General features: G+C 39.8%; 19 protein-coding genes. 6 read left to right on the plus strand and 13 right to left on the minus strand.

Features of this window, described 5'->3' with window-relative positions; genetic code table 11:
- Window positions 1-18 precede the first annotated feature (18 nt).
- The 6 genes from KAI36_RS19175 to KAI36_RS19200 all read right to left on the minus strand — a co-directional run bounded on the left by KAI36_RS19175 (window position 19) and on the right by KAI36_RS19200 (window position 7446).
- Window positions 19-411, minus strand: a complete 393-nt coding sequence (locus KAI36_RS19175) for a MarR family winged helix-turn-helix transcriptional regulator (protein WP_025718154.1) — start codon at window positions 409-411, stop codon at window positions 19-21.
- A 242-nt stretch (window positions 412-653) separates the two neighbouring features.
- Window positions 654-2030: an NADP-specific glutamate dehydrogenase gene (gene gdhA / locus KAI36_RS19180; RefSeq protein ID WP_220025749.1), complete on the minus strand. Its 1377-nt coding sequence runs from the start codon at window positions 2028-2030 to the stop codon at window positions 654-656.
- A gap of 381 nt (window positions 2031-2411) precedes the next feature.
- Window positions 2412-3803 carry a threonine synthase gene (gene thrC, locus KAI36_RS19185; protein ID WP_025718158.1) on the minus strand — a complete coding sequence of 464 codons (1392 nt, stop codon included), beginning with the start codon at window positions 3801-3803 and terminating at the stop codon, window positions 2412-2414.
- Between the two features lie 215 nt (window positions 3804-4018).
- The gene (locus tag KAI36_RS19190) at window positions 4019-5362 is read right to left on the minus strand and encodes a TldD/PmbA family protein (protein WP_220025750.1); all 1344 of its coding nucleotides are present in this window, start codon (window positions 5360-5362) and stop codon (window positions 4019-4021) included.
- 3 nt (window positions 5363-5365) lie between these two features.
- On the minus strand, window positions 5366-6760 hold the full coding sequence (locus KAI36_RS19195) for a TldD/PmbA family protein (protein WP_220025751.1): 1395 nt from the start codon (window positions 6758-6760) through the stop codon (window positions 5366-5368).
- Window positions 6761-7179: 419 nt separating this feature from the next.
- Window positions 7180-7446 (minus strand): hypothetical protein, encoded by a 267-nt coding sequence (locus KAI36_RS19200; RefSeq protein ID WP_220025752.1) that lies wholly within the window; start codon window positions 7444-7446, stop codon window positions 7180-7182.
- A 108-nt stretch (window positions 7447-7554) separates the two neighbouring features.
- Here KAI36_RS19200 and KAI36_RS19205 point away from each other — a divergent pair, with 108 nt between their 5' ends.
- Entirely contained in the window at window positions 7555-7782 is a 228-nt protein-coding gene (locus KAI36_RS19205) for a helix-turn-helix domain-containing protein (RefSeq protein WP_028542234.1), read from the plus strand.
- Between the two features lie 435 nt (window positions 7783-8217).
- Here the strand turns inward: KAI36_RS19205 and KAI36_RS19210 are convergent, their stop codons facing one another.
- The 6 genes from KAI36_RS19210 to KAI36_RS19235 form a co-directional block, all read right to left on the minus strand.
- Entirely contained in the window at window positions 8218-10734 is a 2517-nt protein-coding gene (locus KAI36_RS19210) for a DEAD/DEAH box helicase (RefSeq protein ID WP_258382201.1), read from the minus strand.
- A gap of 30 nt (window positions 10735-10764) precedes the next feature.
- On the minus strand, window positions 10765-12312 hold the full coding sequence (locus KAI36_RS19215; protein ID WP_346730211.1) for a Hachiman antiphage defense system protein HamA: 1548 nt from the start codon (window positions 12310-12312) through the stop codon (window positions 10765-10767).
- A gap of 1 nt (window position 12313) precedes the next feature.
- Window positions 12314-13588, minus strand: coding sequence for an MBL fold metallo-hydrolase (locus tag KAI36_RS19220; RefSeq protein ID WP_220025753.1), 1275 nt, complete (start codon window positions 13586-13588; stop codon window positions 12314-12316).
- Between the two features lie 349 nt (window positions 13589-13937).
- Entirely contained in the window at window positions 13938-15395 is a 1458-nt protein-coding gene (locus KAI36_RS19225) for a hypothetical protein (RefSeq protein ID WP_220025754.1), read from the minus strand.
- 3 nt (window positions 15396-15398) lie between these two features.
- Window positions 15399-16694: a hypothetical protein gene (locus KAI36_RS19230; RefSeq protein ID WP_028542230.1), complete on the minus strand. Its 1296-nt coding sequence runs from the start codon at window positions 16692-16694 to the stop codon at window positions 15399-15401.
- A 338-nt stretch (window positions 16695-17032) separates the two neighbouring features.
- Entirely contained in the window at window positions 17033-17611 is a 579-nt protein-coding gene (locus KAI36_RS19235) for a TetR/AcrR family transcriptional regulator (protein WP_220025755.1), read from the minus strand.
- Between the two features lie 148 nt (window positions 17612-17759).
- Between KAI36_RS19235 and KAI36_RS19240 the strand changes: the two genes are divergently transcribed.
- From KAI36_RS19240 to KAI36_RS19260, 5 genes are all read left to right on the plus strand, one after another.
- Window positions 17760-18056 carry a hypothetical protein gene (locus tag KAI36_RS19240; RefSeq protein ID WP_220025756.1) on the plus strand — a complete coding sequence of 99 codons (297 nt, stop codon included), beginning with the start codon at window positions 17760-17762 and terminating at the stop codon, window positions 18054-18056.
- Between the two features lie 29 nt (window positions 18057-18085).
- A complete protein-coding gene (locus KAI36_RS19245) occupies window positions 18086-18898 on the plus strand; it encodes an alpha/beta hydrolase (protein ID WP_220025757.1) in 813 nt (270 codons plus the stop codon).
- Window positions 18899-19266: 368 nt separating this feature from the next.
- The gene (locus tag KAI36_RS19250; protein ID WP_220025758.1) at window positions 19267-22317 is read left to right on the plus strand and encodes a nucleic acid/nucleotide deaminase domain-containing protein; all 3051 of its coding nucleotides are present in this window, start codon (window positions 19267-19269) and stop codon (window positions 22315-22317) included.
- Window positions 22318-22321: 4 nt separating this feature from the next.
- Window positions 22322-22831 carry a hypothetical protein gene (locus KAI36_RS19255; RefSeq protein ID WP_053325908.1) on the plus strand — a complete coding sequence of 170 codons (510 nt, stop codon included), beginning with the start codon at window positions 22322-22324 and terminating at the stop codon, window positions 22829-22831.
- A gap of 613 nt (window positions 22832-23444) precedes the next feature.
- On the plus strand, window positions 23445-23804 hold the full coding sequence (locus KAI36_RS19260) for a putative zinc-binding protein (RefSeq protein WP_028542223.1): 360 nt from the start codon (window positions 23445-23447) through the stop codon (window positions 23802-23804).
- A 320-nt stretch (window positions 23805-24124) separates the two neighbouring features.
- Here KAI36_RS19260 and KAI36_RS27620 read toward each other — a convergent pair whose 3' ends face one another.
- Entirely contained in the window at window positions 24125-24355 is a 231-nt protein-coding gene (locus KAI36_RS27620) for a restriction endonuclease (protein ID WP_220028173.1), read from the minus strand.
- Between the last annotated feature and the right edge of the window lie 37 nt (window positions 24356-24392).

Raw genomic sequence — 24392 nt, forward strand, 5'->3', positions numbered from 1 at the left:
GGTATAATGTAATTGGGGTCAGTCCATATCGGATATATGACTATTCATCACTTGCAGCATATCAGCTAGTTGGTGCCGCTGGGTCTCGTCGAAGCTCTGTAGCAGCTGAGCTACAAACTGCGAGCGCTCCTGCTTAAAAATGACAATGCGTGCACGCCCATAATCGGTCAGGCTTACCAAGGTAACCCTGTTGTCCTCTGGCTTCGTGCGTCGTGTGACCATTGCTGTCGCTTCCAGTTGTTTCAAATGGCGCGTTACGGCTGCAGCGTCAATGCCAACCTCTTTTTGCAGCAGAGTTTGACTAATCTCCTCCACTTGATACAACTTGCACAATAGCTGCAATCTGGATGCGCTGACTCCTGCGCAACGCTCAAACTTGGAGCTAATCTGCTTGTTCAGCAACAACAGCATGTCAAAAATATACTCAGGCTCGGATGGTGTCTGGGTGATATCAATCTCTCCTCCCTTAAGAATATCGCTGGGCTTCGTGATCCGACCTTTGATCCATCAATTATTGATCTATCAAGTAATATACATCCTCATTAAAAATAAATCAAGTCCCTGAGAAAAATAAAGTGCTCTTTGCAAATAAAAGCTGAGCGACTCGCACAAGAGCCGCTCAGCTTCAATTAACTTTATTATGTTCCGTTGTGCTAAATAATCCCGTGGGACAGCATTGCGTCGGCCACACGCACAAATCCTGCGATATTGGCTCCGACAACCAGATTGCCTGGCACGCCGTATTCCTCAGCCGCCTTCACACTGTTAGCATAGATATTTTTCATAATATCATGCAGCTTGGCATCCACTTCCTCAAAGGTCCATGACAGGCGCATGCTGTTCTGCGACATTTCAAGCGCCGAGACCGCTACTCCGCCTGCATTGGCTGCCTTGGCTGGCCCAAACAGAACCCCATTGTCCAAAAACACTTCAATGGCCTGTAGCGAGGATGGCATATTGGCACCTTCACCTATAGCTTTTACGCCATTACTTACCAGCAGCTGGGCTGCTTGCTCGTCAATTTCATTCTGTGTGGCGCATGGCAATGCGATGTCGCATGGGATCGACCAGATCCCCGAACAGCCTTCTGTATAGATTGCGTCTGGACGCTCTTGAGTATACTCGCTAATCCGCAGACGGTTCACTTCTTTCAGCTGCTTCACCAGCTTCAGATCGATACCGTCTGGATCATAGATGTAGCCATTCGAGTCACTACATGCCACGACTGTAGCGCCAAGCTGCTGTGCTTTTTCAATCGCATAAATGGATACGTTCCCTGAGCCCGACACGACGACGCGTTTTCCTTCAAAGGACGATCCCTGAGCCTGCAACATCTCGTTTACAAAATACACACAGCCATATCCAGTCGCTTCTGTACGTGTGAGACTGCCTCCGTAATGAATCCCTTTACCCGTCAGGACGCCACCTTCATGTCCTCCGCGAATCCGCTTGTACTGCCCGAACATGTAACCAATCTCGCGGCCACCTACTCCAATATCCCCAGCCGGAACGTCGGCATCTGGACCAATATATTTATACAACTCAGTCATGAAGCTTTGTGTAAAGCGCATCACTTCGTTATCTGATTTCCCTTTGGGATCAAAATCCGAGCCGCCTTTACCACCACCGATGGGAAGACCTGTCAATGCATTTTTGAAAATCTGCTCAAAACCCAAAAACTTGACGATTCCTAGATATACAGACGGATGAAAGCGAAGTCCACCTTTATAAGGCCCTATCGCACTGTTAAACTGCACACGGAAGCCACGGTTGACCTGTACAACCCCCGCATCATCCACCCAAGGTACACGGAAGGTAATGACTCGCTCCGGTTCCACTAGCCGTTCCAGAAGCCCCTGCTGCATATACTTAGGGTGCTTAGCCAATACCGGAATTAGCGAATCCAATATTTCCTTGACGGCCTGATGGAATTCATTCTCATGAGGATTGCGCGCGATAACCTTCTCAAAAACGGACTGCACATATTCGGCTGCTGCTTGTTGACTCTGCTCTGGACGGATCATGGTCATTTTTTTAATACACCCCTTTTATAATTAGCCCCTCTGTTAAATGACGGAACGACTTTATTCTGCACCTTCGAGAGTGGAACTTTATGTATTCATAAAATTTAGTTAACTATACATGATTTTTTATAATAATACATCTAATTCGCCTATAAAAAATTTTTGTATCCTTCATTAAATAACTCTATGAACCTCTCATTGTCTGTTAGTTTCCTAAAGCTAAATCCCTTGATTCACGGGCTTTTTTCACGATTTCTAAGGCCCTAACACCTTACCCTACATGGCATTATAATGTGAACAAATTGAAACTAAAACATACATTATGTCTGAAATATGGAAATAAGAAAAAGAGGCTGCGCGCAGGGCGTAGCCTCTTTTCCCATCCTTTTACACATAAAAGGCTTCAAGCTGACGCACAATTTCTGCCTCGTCATGCTCTACCACCTGCTGATGCTGCGATTTGGAGAACAATTGTTCAATTTGCGCTGGGAACTCCTGCTTGATGTCCACCAGACGGATGGCTTCATCAAATTTGGCCGGATGCGCTGTCGCAAAGGTCACACATACTTCGTCCGCGCCATTATACGCCTCATACGCGGCAATACCGCATGCCGTATGGGGATCGAGCAAATAATCGTATTCGGCCTTGTATTTCTTGATTAGCTCCAGACACTGCTCATTCGAAGCGCCGAGCGCTTCAAAATCCTGCTGTACCCGTTTCAAATCCTCTGCACTAATCACAATCCGTCCCTCGGTTTTGAGGTTATTCATATATTCAGATACCTTGGCTGCATCTTCTCCGAGGAAGTAATACAGGTATCTTTCGAAATTGCTCGCCACCTGAATGTCCATCGAAGGACTGTATGTGCTTTTGAAGTCGCCTGGCTTGTATTCGCCTGTCTTCACGAAGCGCTCCAAAATATTATTTTCATTGGTTGCAATGATCAGCTTATGGATCGGCAAGCCCATTTTCTTCGCAAGAAAGCCGGAAAAAATATTGCCAAAGTTGCCAGATGGCACACTGATATTGATTTTTTTCGTACCCGCAGACTCCTGCGCCCGGAAATAAGCATAGAAGTAATATACGGTTTGCGCCAAAATGCGCACAAAGTTAATCGAGTTAATCGCCCGCAAATGATGTTTAGCTTTGAAATCCAGATCGGCAAACAGGTCCTTAATGACCTTCTGACAATCGTCAAAGTTCCCTTTTACGGATAGATTCAATACATTTTCATCGTCTACCGTCGTCATTTGCAGCTCTTGTACCTTGCTCACCTTTTGGTGTGGGTGCAAAATACAGATTTTAATGCCTTCCTTGCCACGCACGCCCTGAATGGCTGCTGCCCCGGTATCGCCCGAGGTTGCACCCAAAATGTGAATGATCTCATTCTGCTTTTTGGACACATAGGAATAAAACTCACCCATAAATTGCAGCGCCACATCCTTGAACGCAAACGTAGGCCCGTGGAACAGCTCCAAAATAGACAGGGAATCGTTGATCTTCTTCACTGGCGTGACTTCCGGGTGACGGAAGCTCGCATAACTGCGCTCCACCAGCTGCTCCAAATCTTCACGAGGAATCTCATCATTGATATACAGCGCAAAAACTTCCAGCAGCAGCTCTCTGTAGCTCAATGTTGCCCATTGCTCCAGCGTAGCTGCCGACACGGTCGGAATCTGCTCAGGTACCATCAGACCTCCATCGTCAGCTAACCCCATGAGCACGGTATCAATAAATCCCTTGGCTTCTACTCGACCTCTAGTGCTTATATATCTCATATACATCCCCCAATAAAAATTCAATTCGAACCTTTTTTCGAATATATTATTGTCTATAATACCCTGTCGCGGTGCTGTAACCAAGCCTTTTTTTCATATTTCAAAGACTTTCTCCTACTTTACCATACCCTGATGCATCAGGCATCTGTAATCGCTAGGCAATCGGAACGTCAGAAACAGGCCGTGAGTCTGAAAAAAGAAGGCTGCTCCAGTCATTAGGAACCTGAAATCGAGAGTGCAGCCAGCCTGAGCGAAGGCGATGTGCAGCTTCCCGTAAAACGCAAATCGTTGCCAACTTCCTCTACCTGCTGCAACACATCAAAGAAGTTGCCCGATACGGTGATCTGATTGACTGCTCTGACCACTTGCCCCTGCTCAATCCAGTATCCCAGACAAGCCAGCGAAAAATTACCGGACGCCGTATTCGTACCCGCATGCAGCCCTTGCAGCTCTACGATCATCAACCCGCGATCCGTCTCGCGAATCATGTCCTCCAACGTAGACGTACCTGGAGCCACGTACAGATTATGATACGACACACCGATTTTACCGTTATAGCTTCCCTTAGAAGCATTAGAGGTACTTTCCACCCCAGCCTTGCGAGCCGTCTTGCGGTTATGGAAATACGTCCGTAGTTCTCCATCCTTGATGATCTCATTACGATGCGTTGCGCTGCCTTCGGCATCAAACGTACTGCCTGCGGGAACGTTCTCCATCAGCGGATCATCAATCAGCGTAATACGTTCGCTTGCCACCTTTTGCCCCAGTTTCCCAGCTAATCGCGAAAAGCCTTTATCCACCGACTCCGCTGAAAATACCGACGTATACGCAGCCAGCAATTGCGCTGCTGCATCATGACGGAAAATGACAGGATAGTTATCCGATTGGATCGTGTGCGCACCCAGCTTGGAAACAGCTTCTTTTACGGCTTTACGCGCCACATCCGCAATATCGATTTCTTCCACACTTCGCAGCGAATAATCATGCCAGCCCCCGGTAACGGTCTCGTCATGGTCTGCTGCAATCACATACACATAAGCGCTCGCCAGACTTTTGCGACGATGGCAGTGCAGTCCTTTTGTATTTACTATCAGAACCTCATTTTCACGAATGCTGACCGAGCAATGCCGAGCCATCACAATCCGTGGATCTGCGGCAAGCGCTGTACGTTCCATTTCTAGCGCCGCCTCGATCAGAATCTCAGGAGCCGTGTCAGCCAACGCTGCGGCATAAGCAGGCTGCTCAGGGTAACTCTCAGAGCCTGCGAACAGCTCATCCTGCTCCTCGCTTTCCAATATGTCCGCGTTGCTGCGAGCTTCTTCCAATAAAAAGTCGATCACGTCGGGTTCCAGCTTCTCCGTAGAGGCATAACCCATTTTCCCGTTAATGACGCCCCGGAAGGAAAGTCCACCGTTCTCCACGATGGTATATTGGTCAATTTCTCCCTTCAGTACCTTCACCGAGGTAGAACGTCCATTTACATAGTAGATTTCCATATCCGCGTAGCCGATTTCCCGGCCTTTTGTGAACAACGCTTCCTGAAATTGCTGAATATTCATCGCCTATTCCCCCTTCCGTCCGCCGACGGTCATCTCGGACACACGAATTGTCGGCTGTCCGCAGTTGACCGGAAGACTTCCGCTGACCGAACCGCACATCCCCTGACCATGATCCAGATTGTTGCCGACCATATCAATATTTTGCAGGGTTTCAATCCCTTTGCCGATTAGCGTTGCGCCTTTGACCGGCTCCACAATTTTGCCGTTGCGAATCATGTACGCCTCTTCAACCGCAAAATTAAACTCGCTCGTCGAGGTATTCACCGACCCGCCACCCAGCGATTTGGCATAGATCCCGTACTCCGTATTGGCAATGATCTCTTCACGCGTAGAATCCCCATTCGCAATAAACGTATTGTTCATACGGGACGCAGGTGCAAATTTATAGGATTGTCTTCGTCCCGACCCTGTCGCAGGTACACCCATCTGGCGCGAGCCCATGCGGTCGATCAGATATCCTTTTAAAATACCGTTCTCGATCAGTACGTTGCGCTGTGTCGGCGCTCCTTCATCATCGATATTGAGCGAGCCCCACGCGTTCTGAATCGTTCCATCATCTATAGCCGTGACAAGCGGTGAAGCCACCTGCTGCCCGATCTTATTCGCAAACACGGAGGTTCCATGGGCCACCGCCGTAGATTCCAGCCCGTGTCCACATGCCTCGTGAAAAAGAACGCCGCCGAAGCCGTTCTCAATCACGACGGGTAGTCTGCCGCTAGGCGCATATCCCGCTTTGACCATCGTGGTGGCAATACGAGCGGCGTGTCTCGCATTTTCTTCGATATTCAGATTCTCCAGAAATTCAGTCCCCGCATACGCTCCCGGCCCACGGAACCCGGATTGTCTATGCTCCCCATCGGTCGCAATCGCGCTTATTCTCATGCGTGTATACGTACGGGTATCCTCCACCAGCAACCCGTTGCTATTGGCGATCAGCACGTTCTGGATCGAGTTACTGATCCCTATGGAGGTTTGCGTAATGGAAGGATCGTATTGGCTTGCTGCCTCATGCGCCCGTCTCATCATGTCAATCTTGGCGCGTTTCTGTGAAGCGTCAGGAATGATCGCAATTGGATGGTGATTAGGAATCGCGTGGGGATGGAGTGTAATGGTGTGTGTACCTGGCACTCCACCGCCGCGAATGGCCTTGGCGGCCGATTTGGCCAGTCGAATCAGGCTCTGTTCGCTCATATCACTGGTGTAGGCATACACCGAGAAATGCTCCTTCATGATCCGAATACCAATCCCAAAATCCCGGCCTGATAATGCCGTATCCACGACTCCCCCGGTCATGCCCAGTTGTCCATTGGTGCGGTCCTCGACGAACACCTCTGCAAAATCCCCGCCCGTCTCCAGCGCGGCTTGCAGCATATCCTGAATCTGTGTTGGATGTATCATCACGTTCCTCCTCGTTTTTGCCATGTTTCTTATTGTACGGTTAAGCGATCAAGATAATATGCGGGTTCATGTTTATTTCCCATAACTTTACTATACATGATGTTGGGAGTGGGTGTAACTATCTGGGTGACGAGTGATTTGGGGGAGGACGAAGATTTATGCGCGGGGGTTAGGGGAGGGAAAATGGGAAAACCCGATCAGACCGTGAAGGGTCATGTCGGGTTATTGAGAAAATTGATTACTGGGTGGATTGAACAAGTAAGTGCGTGTAAGGCGCTACGTGGACGGATCATGCTTCCGATTCTGTTGCCCTCAGATTTTTTTAATTATATTTTAACGGTAAAAATCCGGGTTCAAAGGCGAACGCTCCGCTTCTTCAGAACGATTCCGTCCCCTCCGCTGCTATGCTTGGGTTTGTTTCATTTTGTTTCAATCTCTAACTTGTTAGTTAAAATACTTTTCTCTAAACGGATATAATACAAAACATGGTTTAGTTCAATCTCCGTTGAGTGTAAATAATAAGCCGCTTCCTTAACTGAATCCATGCTAAGCGCTCCTGCTTTGGCAGCGATAATGTTAAACGCATCTCCAAGTAATTTAATACAAGTTTGAATCCTCGCTGTGTATTGCTTTTCAAGTTCTACTAACTTTTCATACTCCGCTACCATGTCACTCTGAGAAGTCAAAATATTCCCCACCTTTTGGTACGTATATGAGTACCAGTTTTACAAAAATTATATGTTACGTTTATGCGTATCGTCAAGAAAAATTTGTAAAATAAGGTGGGAGCTCTAATGGCAAAGAAAGTAGTAGTAAAAATAAACGAAATTACGAGAAAACATAATATCTCCTTGAGGGAACTATCACGTTTATCTGATGTACGTCATGCTGCTCTAAGCGAACTTCAATCCGGTAAACGTGAAAGTATCAATTTTAATCATATCGAAAGAATAGCCGAAGCCATGAATATTGAAGATATTCGGGAAATTATTGATCTGGTTAGTGAGGTAGAACAAAATTAGTTAATTTTTGTCGTGTTTAAAGTGAAAATTCCTCCTCTAATACTTTAACAAACATAATAAATATTCCTATATCATATCGAATATACATTCCTATTAAAAACTCACTTTGGAAAAACCGTCCTTAAAGAGGGGAAAGTTCATGTTTCGAAAGCAAGGGGAAGTATGATGAAAAGGCCCAGCATATCTCCTAGGCCCTGAAACTTGAATATTAAATAATTTCAATGGAACAAATTTAGTGAAAAATGGCATACACAACATAGGAGAGCACATTTTTGACCTCTTCATTGTCAGTGGAGCGATAAGACTTTGTGCGTTAGGGAAATACGTTGGAAAGCCTTGTCCGACAAGGCTTTCTTTAACTTTCTTTGTTATACGTTCGAGTTTAACGCTCAAGAAAGCAAAAGTGTGACCAAAAAACAACGGATATTGTTGCGGTTACAAAGTCATCTGTAATCCATAAATCTCTTTTTTCAAATAATTTGCTACATCAATTGATTCTACATCTAGATTCTTTAACCACTCTATACAAGTATCTGTAGTAATATTATCGTGAAATCCCATAATACGAGACAACTTGATTGCAGCTTCACGATGTAAACCAATTGCCATAAACTCTAATGCAGAAGTAGCGCAAGCTCCATACTCTAAATATGCCGATATATTTATTATTTTTTCAGAATCCTCTCTTCTATTAATGCTAATAAGGAAGGTTTTTAATACTTCGATATATGTTTGAGTATATTTAACTATTTGATATCTGATTGTTTTATTTATAAATTCAATCTGGTCTTTAACATGCTTAGTAATTTCTCTTTGTTCTCTGTTTAGAATCTGTCTATCGTAAAAAATAAGACTTGTCAAAGAAACGCCTTTCATCCATTTATCTCCTACTGTAGTGATTCTTTTAACCTGTTTTTCAGTCCATGAACTATCATTAAAGAAAACATTGATAGCATTAACTATCAAGTCAAAACGTTCATAGCCACTTTCGTTTAATGGGAAAACTGGGCAGAGATAATCAATCTCACTCTCATTATCAACCAAAAAATCCCACAATGCATTTATTTTCTGGGGCATAACCCCTGGATTCTTATTCAATAACTCTGTAGGAGGCTTAAATGCGTTAATTGTTGAACCAGTTATAGTGTCAATCTCTTTTAAAATATCTAAATTTTGATCTGTACTATACAAAGAATTTTCCAATCTTTCGCCAAGCAGATGCTCTTTAATAACTAGCGAGAATAACTGCTCGTTATAATCATCACTTTCTTGCCTTTTTGGATTTTCGCTCTTGATAAACTCTTTAAATTTTTCTGGTTCCTTAACTAACCTGATTTCAGAAGAGGGAATTATATCCTGATATCTTTCTCCTATAACTGGATTTGTGACCCAACTTTCTAATTCTATACATATAACGTTACCAGAAAAGTCATTTCCGATTCGTCCAGCTCTCCCCACTAAATTCCAGAAACTAAGGTTATCAATAGGGTTTTTTCTACCTTTTTTAGGTTTGTAAACAAAAATATTCTTAGCTGGCATGTTTACACCTTCTAATAAGGTTGACGTACAACTCACTATTTTTAAGAGTCCTAATTTAAATAGATCTTCAATACCGGATCTTATTATTGCAGGCAAAGAACCAAAATGGAATGCTAGTCCCCTTCTTATAAAATTTGCAAGTTCATAGCTTTCTGTAATATATTCTTCAATAAAGTCAGCAAAATCATTTAAACGCACATCATCTAGAAGAGGAAAATTTCCATTGTTATATAACTCTCTGATTACATCAGTGGAAAGCATTGGCTCATTTGAGTAGACAATTGAAGTTTGATTATTCCAAAGGTCTAACGTTGCACTGGAAAGAATTTTAGAAATTGTTTTACTTCCCGAATAAGTATAACTTTTCTTCCCTATAGCTATTTCTTCTTTGTTAAATAATGCGGTAACCAACAACGTATCTTCTAACAACTTTACTGTTATAATGTTCTGACGTACCAGTGGCAAATTATCTCTTTCATTTACCCCATTCTCGAACTCAAATGTGTCCAATAATTTTTGTGGATTTTTAACAAGCGGGCTTGAAAACAGTATCTTTGTCTCTGGCCAGAGTAAACGAGAAAATTTAACTGCGTTTTCAAGTAATACTCCTCTCCCACCATATTGAATGTTATGAGCCTCGTCCACTACAATAATATTTGTTTTAACTCTGTTTACATCTTTTCTGTTACAAAGTTGATATAACCTTTCTTGAGTTAAAACTAGTATATTCGATCGTTCTGGATGCTCGATTAGGACTTCAATTTCCGAAGAACATCCTACAAAGATATTCTTTAGTCCCATTTCTGATATACTTGAAAGGAAATCGTTCATAACTTGCTTAATTAGTGCTCTTGTTGGCACAATATAAATAGCAGTAGTACCCTTCTGTTTAACTATCTTATCTAATAACACTTTGAGATATACAAATGACTTTCCAGCAGATGTAGGAGCAGAAATACTAATCCCATCTACCTCTTCCTCGATCATGTCAACTACTCTTTTCTGAAAATTAGTTAAAAGATAATCTTTCCCTGATAAATTTCTAGTGTTAGCATTCTCAAACACATGTGCTTCGAAAAGCGCCATCCCATTTAATTGTCTTTTATAATTACTTAGTTTATTTCGATCTTCTAACAATTTTATTCCAGGGTAATTTCCAAGTTTCCTCAATATTAATGAAGAAGCCATTACAATCGAATTCGACGGTTTGATCAAAGGAAGAGTGGTAGCAATGTTTAATGCTTTTTGTTTATTTTTAATTTTAACTGATGCAGCTAATATATTTGCAGACTCCAAAAGTATCCTAGTTTCTTCACCCGATAACTCTTCATCAGTTTGATTAAAGAATTCTAGTTGAATTTCCATTTTCTTTATTTTTTTTATTAAAAAATCTATATTTCCTGAGTATTCCATTCTATATATTAGGGACTCGAAGCTCATAAATCACACCTCCATTCCAATTTTATGCATAAATTGATTCTCGAAATCAATAATTTTATTAAAAGGAAGTATAAACCAATTAATCTTTACATTTTTAATACTGCTTGTTTTTAATAATTGATGGCAAATAGATTCGTAGTTCTTCTTCAATTCACTAATAAAATATTGATTTAAATGTTTCTCTAAGGTTGGACCGTTTATTCCATCTTTTTCAAACATATTCAAAAGTTCAGAATTATAACCTGTAAATACAGTCATTTCTACATTAACTTTGCTCCAATCCCTTGAATCAAAGAATTTGTCAATTAGAGTCTTCAACGGACCATGATTTAAAGTCTCATATGAATAATCATCATAAAAGAGAATATCATTCTCCATATTCACTATTTCCTCTAATTCTTTAAGAATTGTAGTAATAGCTACTTCAAAATTATCATGTAGAATGCCTCCACCAATAAATAGCGCCAACTGCCCATTCTTCAAACCTGCATGCACATCATCTGAAATATAATTCAGTTCTGTAGACGGGATGTCGCTTCTAATTCTTGTATACATTTTAGGCATTTCTAAAATTCCTTCTATCAACATCCACAAGAGCATAGAACCAAGTTTTCCACTTTTGCTAATTTCACTAACTATTTTATTATTATTCTTAAAAATCTCTAATTGTTTGCGTAGGTCATTTGATGATGAACTAATAATGGTTAGACTATTAGCATACTGTTGTAAAACAAGTGTTAAATGTTCAGCTAGTTCACTAATTCTTTTATTTCCTGATTCATGATATTTTACATAGTAGAAATCAACATCCATATTCAATTCCTGATTTATCATCGAATGGTTTATTTTGTTGAATATGTCGTTACATACTCTCTTTTGTATATCCAATCTTTGTTTCAATAAATTATTGGAATTTGCTAGCGAAGAATTAATCAAAATTCCATTTTGTAGCAAGAAGTTTGCACACTTGAAGAAGCTAACTGACTTCAGTTGATTCTTTAAAAGGCTGTACTCCTCTTTAATTAAGATACCAACTATTTTCTTATCAACCAATAATGGGGCACCTGATAGGCCTGAAAGACCGTACGGCCAGTCTTCTTTTATATAATTACTTGTTAATTGCTTATCATACTCTTTACTGTCATCAAAACTGCTATCAAAGTAGAGTTGCCCTCTGAGATAACAATAAGCATCTCCCTCGGCATCAGTATTCCAATCTTTGGGATACCCCATACTCTCCCATTCAATCTCCCTGCTATCATAACTATTTACGTCAATTGCTAGCCATTCTTCAATATGCGTTACTTTATCAGTAATTTCAAGCAGAGCCATATCATCTTCGATTGAATCAGCTATTAAATTCGCATACCTTTTAAAAGATTTCGTACTTCCAGGATAAAATTCAAGTTCTATTGGCTCATTATTGTCAATATGCTCTTTTATACAATGTCTTGCTGTAATAGCACGTTTTTCATCAATTAAAAATGCAGTACCTTGGTTACGGCAGTTAATTTTCGCTGTAGTTTTATATAAATATTTAATAGTATCTATGCTAAACTTCCTCCTTAACTTTTTCGTTTTTTTGAAATGAAATTATTGTAGGAACATCATCCAATGTGTTTGCCAAATCATTGGTGTAATGAATACTGTAGCTATACTTTTCCATCAAATTTGGATCATTAAATTTATTTAAAATCCTGAAAGGTTTATAGTTGAAAATTAGCTCCTTATCAGGAGTGTTGTCAGTCGATATTATTCTATAGATCGTTTCAATATCAGGATGACTAAAGTTCTTGCCTTTACCGTTTGTTGAAAAAATATATTTATTGGAATGTATCAGTTCTAACATACTAACACTAGTATTGTGTTTACTTCCGTGATGAGAAACTTTAACCATATCAAACCACATTTTCTCTTCTTTTCTCTGATTCAATAATTTTTTTAAATTATTTTCAATAATTTCCGAATGACAATCTCCTAAGAAAAGCAGTTTCTTAGAGTTGAACTCCAATATAAATGCAATAGAACTTCCGTTCACTTCTGCTCTATCTGGTTCAAAAGACTGTTGTGCTATTTCTTCCAATGTGTATCTAGTAGAATTTATATCTTGGACCTTTCTCTGTTTTTGTTCCATTTGGATATTCGACATATAAAATTCGAAAGCATCGTCCAGTGTCTGATCACTATCAACTTTATCTTGATAACCGAGTGATGATAATTTCTCAGCCCATTTATTAGAAAGCAATTGAAGATTTTCAATATTAGGAGATAATAAAGTTATTGATAATTCTTCATTCGTATAGTTTACCTTGATCTCGTTTTCATCAACTACTACAGCTTTATGATTAAAGCTAGTATTCCACTTGTTCTCATAACCATTTTGTAGTATTAGTGATCCCAAAGTTGAGCCTTGCTTATATCCTATATCTGCTACTTCTCTTACTCCTATTTCCCGTGGATATCCCATGGAAAGAATGCTATTCATTCCACTGTTAATAGAGAGCTCCCCTTTAGTTTGAATCTTATCAAACTGTAAGTGTCGAAAACTGTTATACCAAATTTCTCTTATGTCAATTGAATTTGGATTATCAGAATGACCGTTTTTCTTAAAGAATCTAACTCCGCCTAGAATATGATCTTCATCTACATGAGTAAAAATTAACAAAGATATACCCTCTGCTTTTATTTTCTGAAGTTCCTCACTAATAAACTTTTCATAGGTAGTAGCAAAGCCCATATCCACTAAAATATGATTAATTGCTTTCCCTCTACAAGAAATAAGAAAACTATCACCATACGATGCAGGAAACATTTTTACCTCTAACATATATCTTCTCTTCCTTTTTAAAATATTCATGACATTTGACTCAGTAATTAAGTCCTATATAAATAATAACTCAGTTTGACCGAAAAAAATGTCGAAAATTGTATTACATTATGTTTCAATAGATAAAATTAAGCACTAAGTAAGCTTCATTCTATATTTCACGTAAGAAACTTTCTATTAATCATTAAAAAATCTGGATAATAGTAAAATCAAAAAATAAACAAAAAAATCCCCTGTGAGTCTTACTCAACAGGGGCTGCCAATTCTTTCGGACAAAATAAGTACAACAGGAATAATTAAATATTCCTCTTTTAATCCAAATCAAGTTAAAAAATGTGTTAATTTTTCATTATTGACCATTTCCATTTTCAAACTTAACTTCCTTACCTTCTTTAACGCTATAATTCTGTTTTATTTGTTCGTCATGATCAGATTTTTCGCCCTTTAAATTGGTCTCATTAGGAACACTCCCTACCATTTTAGGTTCTTTATCTTGCTTCTCAAACTTTGAACCTTCTAATCCTAGCTCTTTAAGTGCATCTTTTAATCTTTCGTTAGGTTTACTCTCTTCTTGTTTTTTATTCTCAGGTTTTAGGCCTTCTGATTGGGCTTGATCAGAGGACTTTTTCCATTTTCTGTATGGTTTACTCTCTTCTCGCTCCTTACTTCCAGATTTTGGGGATGCTGAGCTATTTTCCATCTTACTCCACATTGACTTCCAATCTAATCCACAAGATTCTCTCACAAAAGAAAGTATATTACGCGATACTTTAAATTTTTCATCTGATAACGTATATCCGAACAAATTCCTAATTTCATCATCTGTGTAATCCCTACCCTTTATACCTTGCTCAAAAAGTAAGAAATCGAGATGCTGAGGCATTGACAAGTATGCATTTGGACGAGCCAATGCTCTTTCAATGAGACCAATTAGACTAGAAGTGTAAGGGGGGGGTACAATCTCTCCAAAGTCAACATCTTTTGGCATCATTGCCTTCGGAACTGAAGTTTTTATTATTTCATTTGCAAGTTCTTTGGCAGTGTTTATTAGATTTCTAGCAGTACCTGGGTCTAGCTCTCCATAAGTAAGCTTTGATGAAATATGTTCTCTTCTAGCCTTTTCTGGTAGACCTAGTATATCTGAACTTATCCACAATATCTGTAATCCAACTAAAACTGTTAGTTCACATGCGAGATACTTTAGAGCATCATAATGATCTTTGCTATGATTCCCTCCATGTTGAAAGCCTTTTGCAATGTTAGTAAGAAACTCCATACATATGTTAATAGCAACGTAAGGATTCTTATGAAGATATAACTTTTTAGTATTCAAAATGATATTATTCAAAAGAGAACTTGACTTTGCAGCATTCTTTATTTTCTGTTCATAGTGAGTATAAAATTGCCCGTCAGCTAAACCGTAAGAAGATTGATTCTTTCGGTATTCACTCATACTATCACTAGTAAGAACTTTCACTCCACCTGAAGCTGCAAAACGAATAATTTCCCATTGTGTTTTGTTGAGAGCTACGAATACATTAGAAGCATTAACAAATTCACCAAGACCTTTTGCCCAAAATACCCTCTCAAAAGGCTTAGCTTTAGTTTTGTTTTTGCAATCGCATATTATCTTATGACCTTGAAAGGGGTTAGTAAATACAATTCCCAAAACATCTATATCAGTCGCATCATTGCCATAGGATAAGGGGACTCCTCTTCTAGTTAAGTAACCCTGGCTTTGAAACATACTAGAAACATCATATTCAAACCCAAAGCCCTTCTGATCAGATTTATTATTATAAACCACACTTTACACCCCCGACGAAGTACGAATAGTAGTTAGCAACTTATTTCGCAAGGCTTCTACTGGAGCTGTAGATTTTGCAAAAATCTCGCTTTTCCTTGTTTCAGGAATAATACAGCCACTTGGCTGATCTTTTAATAGATCTCCAATATTTGCCTCCGCTTCAAGAGCAACTTTATTGTAAGTAATCATTTGTCGAACAAGTTCCCCCACCTCAAGTTGGCGTAACTTCATTTCAAAACCATATGGCTTTGCTGGTCTTGTTTGTATCACACCATCAATTTCCAGCAATGCATAATCCTGACCTATAGCTGTTGCAGGACCAACCCACTGTCCACGGAGTAACTTATTCAGAATATTCATCATCTTGTCAAGAGTAGAAATTTTCCCTCTCCCCCATGTCGACTTTGTTTGTCCAAAACGCAAACAACTTAATAGTATTTTCGCCTTATGGAAAACATCCTCAGAAAGTGAAAAACTTCCTATACCTTGACCTTTAATTTGAGGTGTTGTTAGGAAAGTGGCCGATCCTATTGCAGATTGTACAGTAATACCATCAACAAGCCCCACTCCTTCCATCATCTCCACAATATACGTAGGAATATGCGATGGAATATGTTCAATTAGAAAACCCTGTGTCTCAGAAATCAAATTTTGAATTTCAATTACCATATCTCGTTCATTGTTGTCCAGTGACGACAATGCTTTTACTACCCTTTGTGGATCTCCATTAAACGAGTATTCGTTAAACAGTACTTTTTCACCACTCTGACCACTCTCTCTAACTAGTCCAAAAGATTGCTGTAACTTGATAGTTGTTTCAGCACATTCTTCAGATATACTACTGGTTGTCAAATACTGCTTGAGTTCATCTGTAGTTCTTGGTAAATGAAAGGTGTGATTTAGACCGATTAAACTCGCATTCTCTTCTTGTTGGGGTTCAAGCGTCTCATAAATGGTTGATACGCTTTCCAGAGCTTCCTTACCAGAGAAACAATAGATTTCAATTTCTTTCGGTCTGTTCATTGCATCAACTGAATAATCGACTTTCTCAGCTTGCCGTAAGTAGCTCAAATATGTATTCAATTCTGCAGGTGAAATACTAGATTGGCGAGCAAAAACTTTTGCATTCTGTATAGGTATAATTTCTTGTTTATCTGCCACCAACCTACCAAGAAAGGCTCCAGCTTTTCCTGCTTGTTCTGTTGCCTCATAAAAAGCAAGCTCGGTTGTATACTGTTTAAGTTCAGCCAGATGTTTAACCGTGTTTACAATCCAGGTACCCTTTGTAAGCTTATCCATCTTCATTCCTCCTGTAATTTTGGTAAAACAAATATTTCTTGTTCAATTTGAATGTACTCCTTTTTTTGGCACATAACAACAGCTTAGGAAAGGAAAAAATCGTAGGTTAATTATTTTCACTTTGTCCAAATTAATATAACGCATTTAGGTGACCCTTTAGAGCTGGATTAAAACTTGCTGGTAACACCATCAAAAACTATAGATAATGCCTATAAACAGATACTAAAATGTTAAAGATAGAATGCTGTAAAAGGTTTTAGTTGAAGAAAAAATGGCCGAGAAAAACGGGCAGACGTATATAGTTCATCGAGTTTATACTGAAAGATTTCTTTATACTCCTAAAAACCAACCGTTTTTACAGGGCCAATCACTAATAATTTTATGAATTCTTCAGCGATGAAGTTGGATGAATATTTCATGTTTTGGTTCAACCACCATCGTATCACTGACATATACAAAGATGTCATCCATTCCAAGAATAAATCCCGAGATATTAAGATATTATTCGGGAAGCTGCTATCCATTTTTCCAATGAGAGCTTGCTGATACTTTTGATTAATGTCTATCATCTGCGGATCGTTAAGCAGTACCTTGTATAGCACCGCATCATCTTCCACGACTTTAAGAATTGCACGAATATTTTCTTTGAAGCTGCTATATTCTAGTTCTCCATCAACAATATGTGTTTCAGGGGCTACCAATTCTATGATATTAGCTAACGCTTGTTCCGCTGTTTTTTGCAGTAAATCATACTTGTCCACATAGTGTAAATAAAAGGTAGAACGATTAATCATAGCTGCATTCGCAATCTCCTGAACGGTAATCGCCTCAAATCCGTTTTTATCGAGCAAATCAACAAATGCATTCCGAATGACTTTTTGTGTTTTTATAATACGTAAGTCATTATTTCGCATCATTTTAATACCTCCTGTCTACTATATACATAATAATCATCATATTTGAGATTCGTGTCGTATAAGCAACAAATCCCTATATATCAATGATTGAAGACTATTACACAAGAATATTATGCTGTGTTCATACTTATTTGAAAGGAGTTTTAATATGACAAAGAAATGGCAACCTGATGATTTTCCGGTAGGACTCTACGAGCTGCATCCTGATGCAAGCGTCAACTTCCATATGAATGTATTCTATAACTGGACCAATGATAACGTCTTACTTGAAGAAATGCGCGAAGTAGGCAAAACTGCTCACAACTATGAAACATTAATTAAACGCTTTATAGAACTTGGAGACGAGTCATTGAAAAAAGATGCAAAATTACGTGCAGCCTTTTATTTCAGAGGCGCTGAGTTTTTTTATTCCACAATCAAATTCACTCAAGCTAAATTTACGTGATCAGTTTATTCAGCTCTCCAAAGAAGCTTATGGTATTACATCCCTATGAAAGAGGCTATCTTTCCGCTTATCGTCTTTCGGCAAAAAATCCGAAGAAGACTTTGGTTTTATTTGGAGGTTTCGACAGTTATATTGAAGAGCTTTTTCGAATGTCTATGGTGTTCAGAGATGCTGGATATGATGTTATTATGTTTGAAGGTCCAGGACAAGGCAGTGTCTTGGAAACCTACAATATTCCAATGACACATGAATGGGAAAAACCAGTTAAAAGTTTGCTTGACTATTTCAAGGTTGAAAATGTAACACTTATAGGCCTCTCTTTAGGCGGCAATCTTGTTTTGAGAGCAGCTGCTTATGAACCGAGAGTAAAAAAAGCAGTCGCCTATAATATATTAACGGATTTTTATGAAGTGGTAACGCATCAAATCCCCCCTTCCTTCCGAGATAAACTTAATATCATGATTGATGAAGGAGATTCACAAACCGTAAATGATACCTTAGCTCAATTAATGAAGCAGAGTTTAATGCTAGAATGGGCTCTTGCTCAAGGCATGCATGTTACAGGAAGCAAAACCCCTTATGACTTCATTAATGGCACAAAGGCCTACAACGCGAATCACTTCTCTCATTTAGTAGCTCAGGATGTCTTGCTGCTGGCAGGACAAAACGATCATTACGTGCCAATCAATCAGCTTACAGATCAAATTCTAACGCTAACAAATGTTCGATCACTTTCGGCAAGAATGTTTACTCCTCATGAAACATCTGATACTCACTGTCAGATTGGTAATATTGGACTGGCTTTGCAAGTTATTTTCAATTGGATGGAACAAACAGACTGAGTCTTAGAAGCTGCAAAATTTAAATTTTATACAAGAGCTCCCTTTGACATACATCACATATGTATGGCTGTTCAAGGGGGTTTTTGCTACGTCCCCCTCCCATTTTTCCTATCTCCAAAAATACACATTGAAAATCCCTCAATGAATGGGTCATTCTGTAAACTAACTCTCTCTTTTAACCGATAAATACATATGCTGGGTTGTTTATTAAATATCGCCTCTCGTCCCTTTTTAGCGTACAAACCTTGTTATACATATTTATACTCACTGTTATACTCATCTACGGCTTCTTTAATCAGAAGCAATTTCAAGATGACGTGCTTTACTTGGAAATACCCATCGCATCTAGAAAGGAGTTATGAACTCACTTGAGCGTATTATCAGATGGGATCGGATATGATAGCCTACGCTTTTATGGTCCCTTTCAGCCACTACACATCGAACAACTTCAAATAACACGTACCATTAATGATCATGCCTTTTTACATATCAGTGGCATGCTCTCCGAAGAACAAGGAGCTGCATGCATCGGACAGGATATGGAGCAAGAGCCCATTGTGATCCGTCAGTTGAATGATCAGGGACAATCGCTGAGAAGGCTGTTCCATGGGATTGTTACGCGTATGTCCGTACACTGCGTGCGAGGCGTGTATACGTTTGAACTAGAGGCCGCTTCCCATTCGTACCAGATGGATATTAAGCGTAAAAGGCGCTCCTATCAAGATACTCACCGTACCTATGATGATCTGGTCACTGCGCTGGTTCGAAAATATCAGTACGGAGATGCCATTGATACGGTAAGCAACTATGCCAAACTGGAGGCATTTGTTTTACAATATGAGGAGACTGATTGGGCGTTTTTAAAACGTCTCGCTTCTCGCTTTGGTTCCGTCCTTGTGCCAGAGGTAACCGCAGCCTCGCCCAAGGTTTTCTTCGGAATGCCGGAAGGCAAACAGCATAAGGTGGAGCGGGATGTATTTTATCGAGTACGAAAAACGTTTCATGAGCTGGATACGGAAAAGCCGGGAGAACGTGCTAGCTCGTATGTCACCTATATGATCGAAAGCCTACAATACTATGCGCTGGGCGACCTCATCACGTTACCCATTGGACAAGGCAAAGAACTGGTCGTGGTTCGAGCCGTGACCACACTAACAGATGGCTTGCTGCGCACCCGTTACGATCTTCAAGCCGAACAGGATATCCGCTATGCTCGGTATGAAAACGATCAGGCCACCGGGATTTCGCTGACAGGAACGGTGCTGAAGGTACAACAGGATTTCGTACAGCTTCAACTGGACATCGACCCGAAGCAAGATCCTGCCAAAGCGTGCTGGTTTCCAGTGTCCACCCGTTATGTCGCCGAAGAACATAGTGGCTGGTACGATATGCCTGAAGTGGGAGAACAGGTGGAATTGTATCTGCCTACCCACCGCGAACAAGATGCCTATGTAACGGATTCACTGCGACAACAACGCCACACCAATGGACAGCCGAATGTGAAGGTATGGCAACATGTGCAAGGTAGCGGCGTAGAAATGTCTGAGCATGAACTGACCCTATCCACCTCCGGTGAATTTTCCATTACACTGCATGAAAGTAGCGGCATTACGATCGACAGTCCGGGGAATGTGCAGATTCAGGGTGGTCACGTAAAGCTCAATGCTGGCGAGGAACTTTCACTGGAAGCTGGAACGGCGCTGTATCTAAAAGGCGGAGCCAGCAGCATGGTACTGGATGGTGAGACGGATACCAAAGCTCCGGTGATATATCAGGAAGGTACGGTGAAAGCTCCTGTTTTCGTGGCTGACCTCCCTCCTGTTCCAGAACCGCCATTGATGAGCATCAAAGCGTACGAGGCGGCGCAAGTTCCATCAGCAGCTAAGACATCATCAAGCAGCACTCCTACCGCCAAAGTAACAAGCCCGGCTGCACTTCAACAGGCCAACTCTTTGTTGGGTACGGTGTCCAAGCTATTAGGCTCCATTCCAGTGATGGGAAAAGTGGCTGGCGTTGTTGCGGGAGCTTTAGGTGGGCCTGCGACGGGTGTGATTCTGAAAGCAACCGCTATGATCCCCGTTCGGAGCAAAGGAACTCCTACGATTGGAGGCAGAAAGGGGAACGGTATTCATCCGTTGAAACACTTGGCTGGTCTAGCACTACAAGGATTGATTAATCAGTATGAGCATGATCAAGCGAGACAAGCCTACTATAGCAAGTGGATTCTTGGGAAAGTGTTTACGAGTGCACGTCATATAGCGCATTCTGGTGGCCCATTGGAACTGGTGCAAAACCTGCTGAAAGAGTCTAATGCCATGGCTCATGCGTATCAGCAGGTTCCGGTAGATCTAAGACAACGCTGGAGAGCCAATTATGACAGCTACATGGCAGCTGAAAAAGCCAAAGTATCCTATAATTTTGATGAGTTTGATAAAGAATTTATGGGTACTATGTGGGTCCTCAGTAAAAATGGAGTTACCGATCAGAAAGCAGCCCAAGCCACTCTTGCCTATAACGAAGCTATCAAAAATGGAGAAATCAAATTACATCACGAACCAGAAAATGTGGATATTTTCGTAGAACAGATTAAAGCAGCTAAAGAAGGAAAGAACTATTGGACAGGCGAAGAAATACCAAAATGGCAGGCAAATGCAATTATAATCAGTAGCGTATTTTCTGAATTTCAGATGGTTGGAAGTTTATACGGTGCTAAATTTGGTAGGAATATAAAGATACCTTCTAAATCAATTAAAGCTCCAAAAGTTAATGTTGAAACACCGGGGACAGGAGTAATTAAAGTATCTCCGGCCGAACAAATAAAACAGCGAGTATTACAAAACATCGCTCAGAGCAAAGCTGCAAGGGAAGCATCAAAGTTTGGGGATTATTCAATTAAAGAAAAGCTTACCTTTGATGATATTAAGAAACGACAGGCGTTAGAGGGGACGGGTAACCCTAACAGAATACCTAACTCCAAAATTCCAAAACAAGTTGGTTATGGAGAAACAGATTTAAGTGCAATGACGAAAAAGTATCGAATTGAAAATCAAATATTCGATTTAAGAAATCTAGTAGTAGCGGAAATTGAAATAGACGGTGTTCGTTTTCAGAAGGTTTTTGAAAGCACAGAAAGATCAGTAGTAAAGCCGAGTGGAAAAGTAGAAGTAAAAAAGGTCCATTCTGAAAAGGTTTTGGTTGAAGAAAAAATTGCCGCTGAAAAAAACGGGCAGACGTATATAGTTCATCGAGTTTATACTGAAAGAGAACCATGCATCCTTGGTGGTCATAATTGTAAAGAGCTACTTTCTAAGGAATTACCTGATGCTGAAGTAACTTATAGTGTTGAGTATGGGGATAAGGCTTCAAGAGATCGAGGCAATACTGGTTTAGCCCAAGAACTTGAAAAGTTAAAGGAGTGATAGTATGGATTATGATATTCGAGAAATTCGTGAATATTATGACTCAGAAATACGAGACTATGATTTTAATGAATTGGTAGGTCTTGGAGTAAGTCGTGAAAATGCTGACTTTATGATTGACATTGGAGTACCAGAAGAATTTGATGATTTTGTATTTTATGAACTGAATGATTTTAAAAAGTTGTTAATTGGTGAGGTACAATTTATCAAAATCGGTCATTATGCTTCATACGGATATGGACTTTACTTAAAAGAAGGTGAGGGTGGGCTTTTTACTAGTTCTTCTTTTCATCATCCATTTGTTTACATGCTTAATAAGAACTTAAGAACATTTTTTTTGTTTCAATTAATTAGGCAGGAATTGTCATCGGAAATGAGACAACGAGAGATATATACTTCATACAAATATGCAATTGAACTACGAAAGCTTTATGAACAGATTGACCCAGCTGCATTGAAGGATGTTGAAGGATATTGGTCACATTTGATAGAAGACTATGAAACTGGATTATAAAACCATATAAATAGACCCATGGAAACTATTCAAAAGAGTCTGTAAAAATTTTCATACCGTATGTAAAATTAAACGCCATAATACGTGCTAGCCGCGTGTTGTGGTTTCTTTTTATCCGCTGCAATAAGTTAAACAATACAAAAGTATAAGTTGCGGCTGCTCAAAAAGCCCCCCCAGTGCCGCATGAACCCATCATCCATCCATGAACACATCTAACCCATGTAATATCCGTATAAAGATTTCGACATTTTGATTGTACGTCAGACATTTTTAAATTAAATTATTTATTGATTTTTTACGGTAAAGCTTTAGAGAAATTAGAAAGTTCAACTAAACAGACAATTAAAGATATTTTAATGGTGATTAGGGATGACGATCAGATTTATATTTAGATAAAGCTAATTCTCTATTAGAAAAATTAAGTTAAAAAGAGGGATCTGGCTGAATACACACACAGTTAGCCCTATAATAGATTTTGCAAAATGTTGTCGTGATCACGATCACGGTTTAGACTGTAAATTTAAGTTAAAATACAAACAATTTTAAATTTATTTCAGCTGAAACCAAAGATACTGTGATCGATCACAAAGAAAAAACAAGGAAGTGTACAAAGATGAAAAGAACTGATTTACCTCTTGTCTATTCTTGTTCTGGATGTTCCTCCGCAGCACAAACCGCTAACATGATCGCTATACAAATGGATCGAGAAAAAGTCGCTGAAATGTCCTGCATAGCTGGTGTTGGTGGTGATGTCAAACCACTTGTCAGAACAGCAAAATCGGGACGTGACATCATTGCAATTGACGGCTGTCCCTTGTCCTGTTGCAAGAATTGCTTAGCAAGACATGAGGTTCAACCCAAATACCATTTCCTACTGTCTGACTTCGACGTACCCAAGATAATAGGAGAAGATCCTAACCCCGATCATTATAGGAATGCTTACACACAAATCTTAGAACAAATTGGACAATAATTCTTAGTCAAAATTAAGGTGTGTATCGAAAGATGGCTCACCCATTTTTTTATTCCTTTGAGGTGTTGGTACAATATACAGTAAAAGTATAGTTGGCTCTTATTAACAATATAAGTAAATTAGTTTTTACTGGTGGCTCCTATCGCATCTTTAAGGGGCACCAGTATTTTTTTACTCCCAGTTTAATCCAGAGTCATTTTTTAAATTTTTAAGTAGCTCATTTGCAACATCTGGCAAAGCGTTTTCGAACACTTTTCTTACAAGTACTATACATTTATTCTCTTTTTTTAATTATTTTCAGATAACTAAGGTTCCCCCTCCTATATTACAAGCTCCCCCGCTCCTTGCTGCCTTGTAAAATTACTCGTCGTTACCATCCAAGCAACACAGCAACTATGTACCTGCTTACCAGCCTTGAGTTGGAGTAGTATACCATTCTCAACATCACGTTTCCAGCATTTGCACTGAACGGCGATTTTATAGCTCTCTTTGCCTTTGAGAATTACTTTGCGTAATAGCGAAGAGCCTAAAAGTAAACGTAATGATGAAATTGGTGAATATCACAATATGACAACAGATGTTATATTA

Origin of the sequence: Paenibacillus sp. S02, from assembly GCF_019454065.1 — a bacterium.
Taxonomy (GTDB): Bacteria; Bacillota; Bacilli; order Paenibacillales; family Paenibacillaceae; genus Paenibacillus; species Paenibacillus polymyxa_B.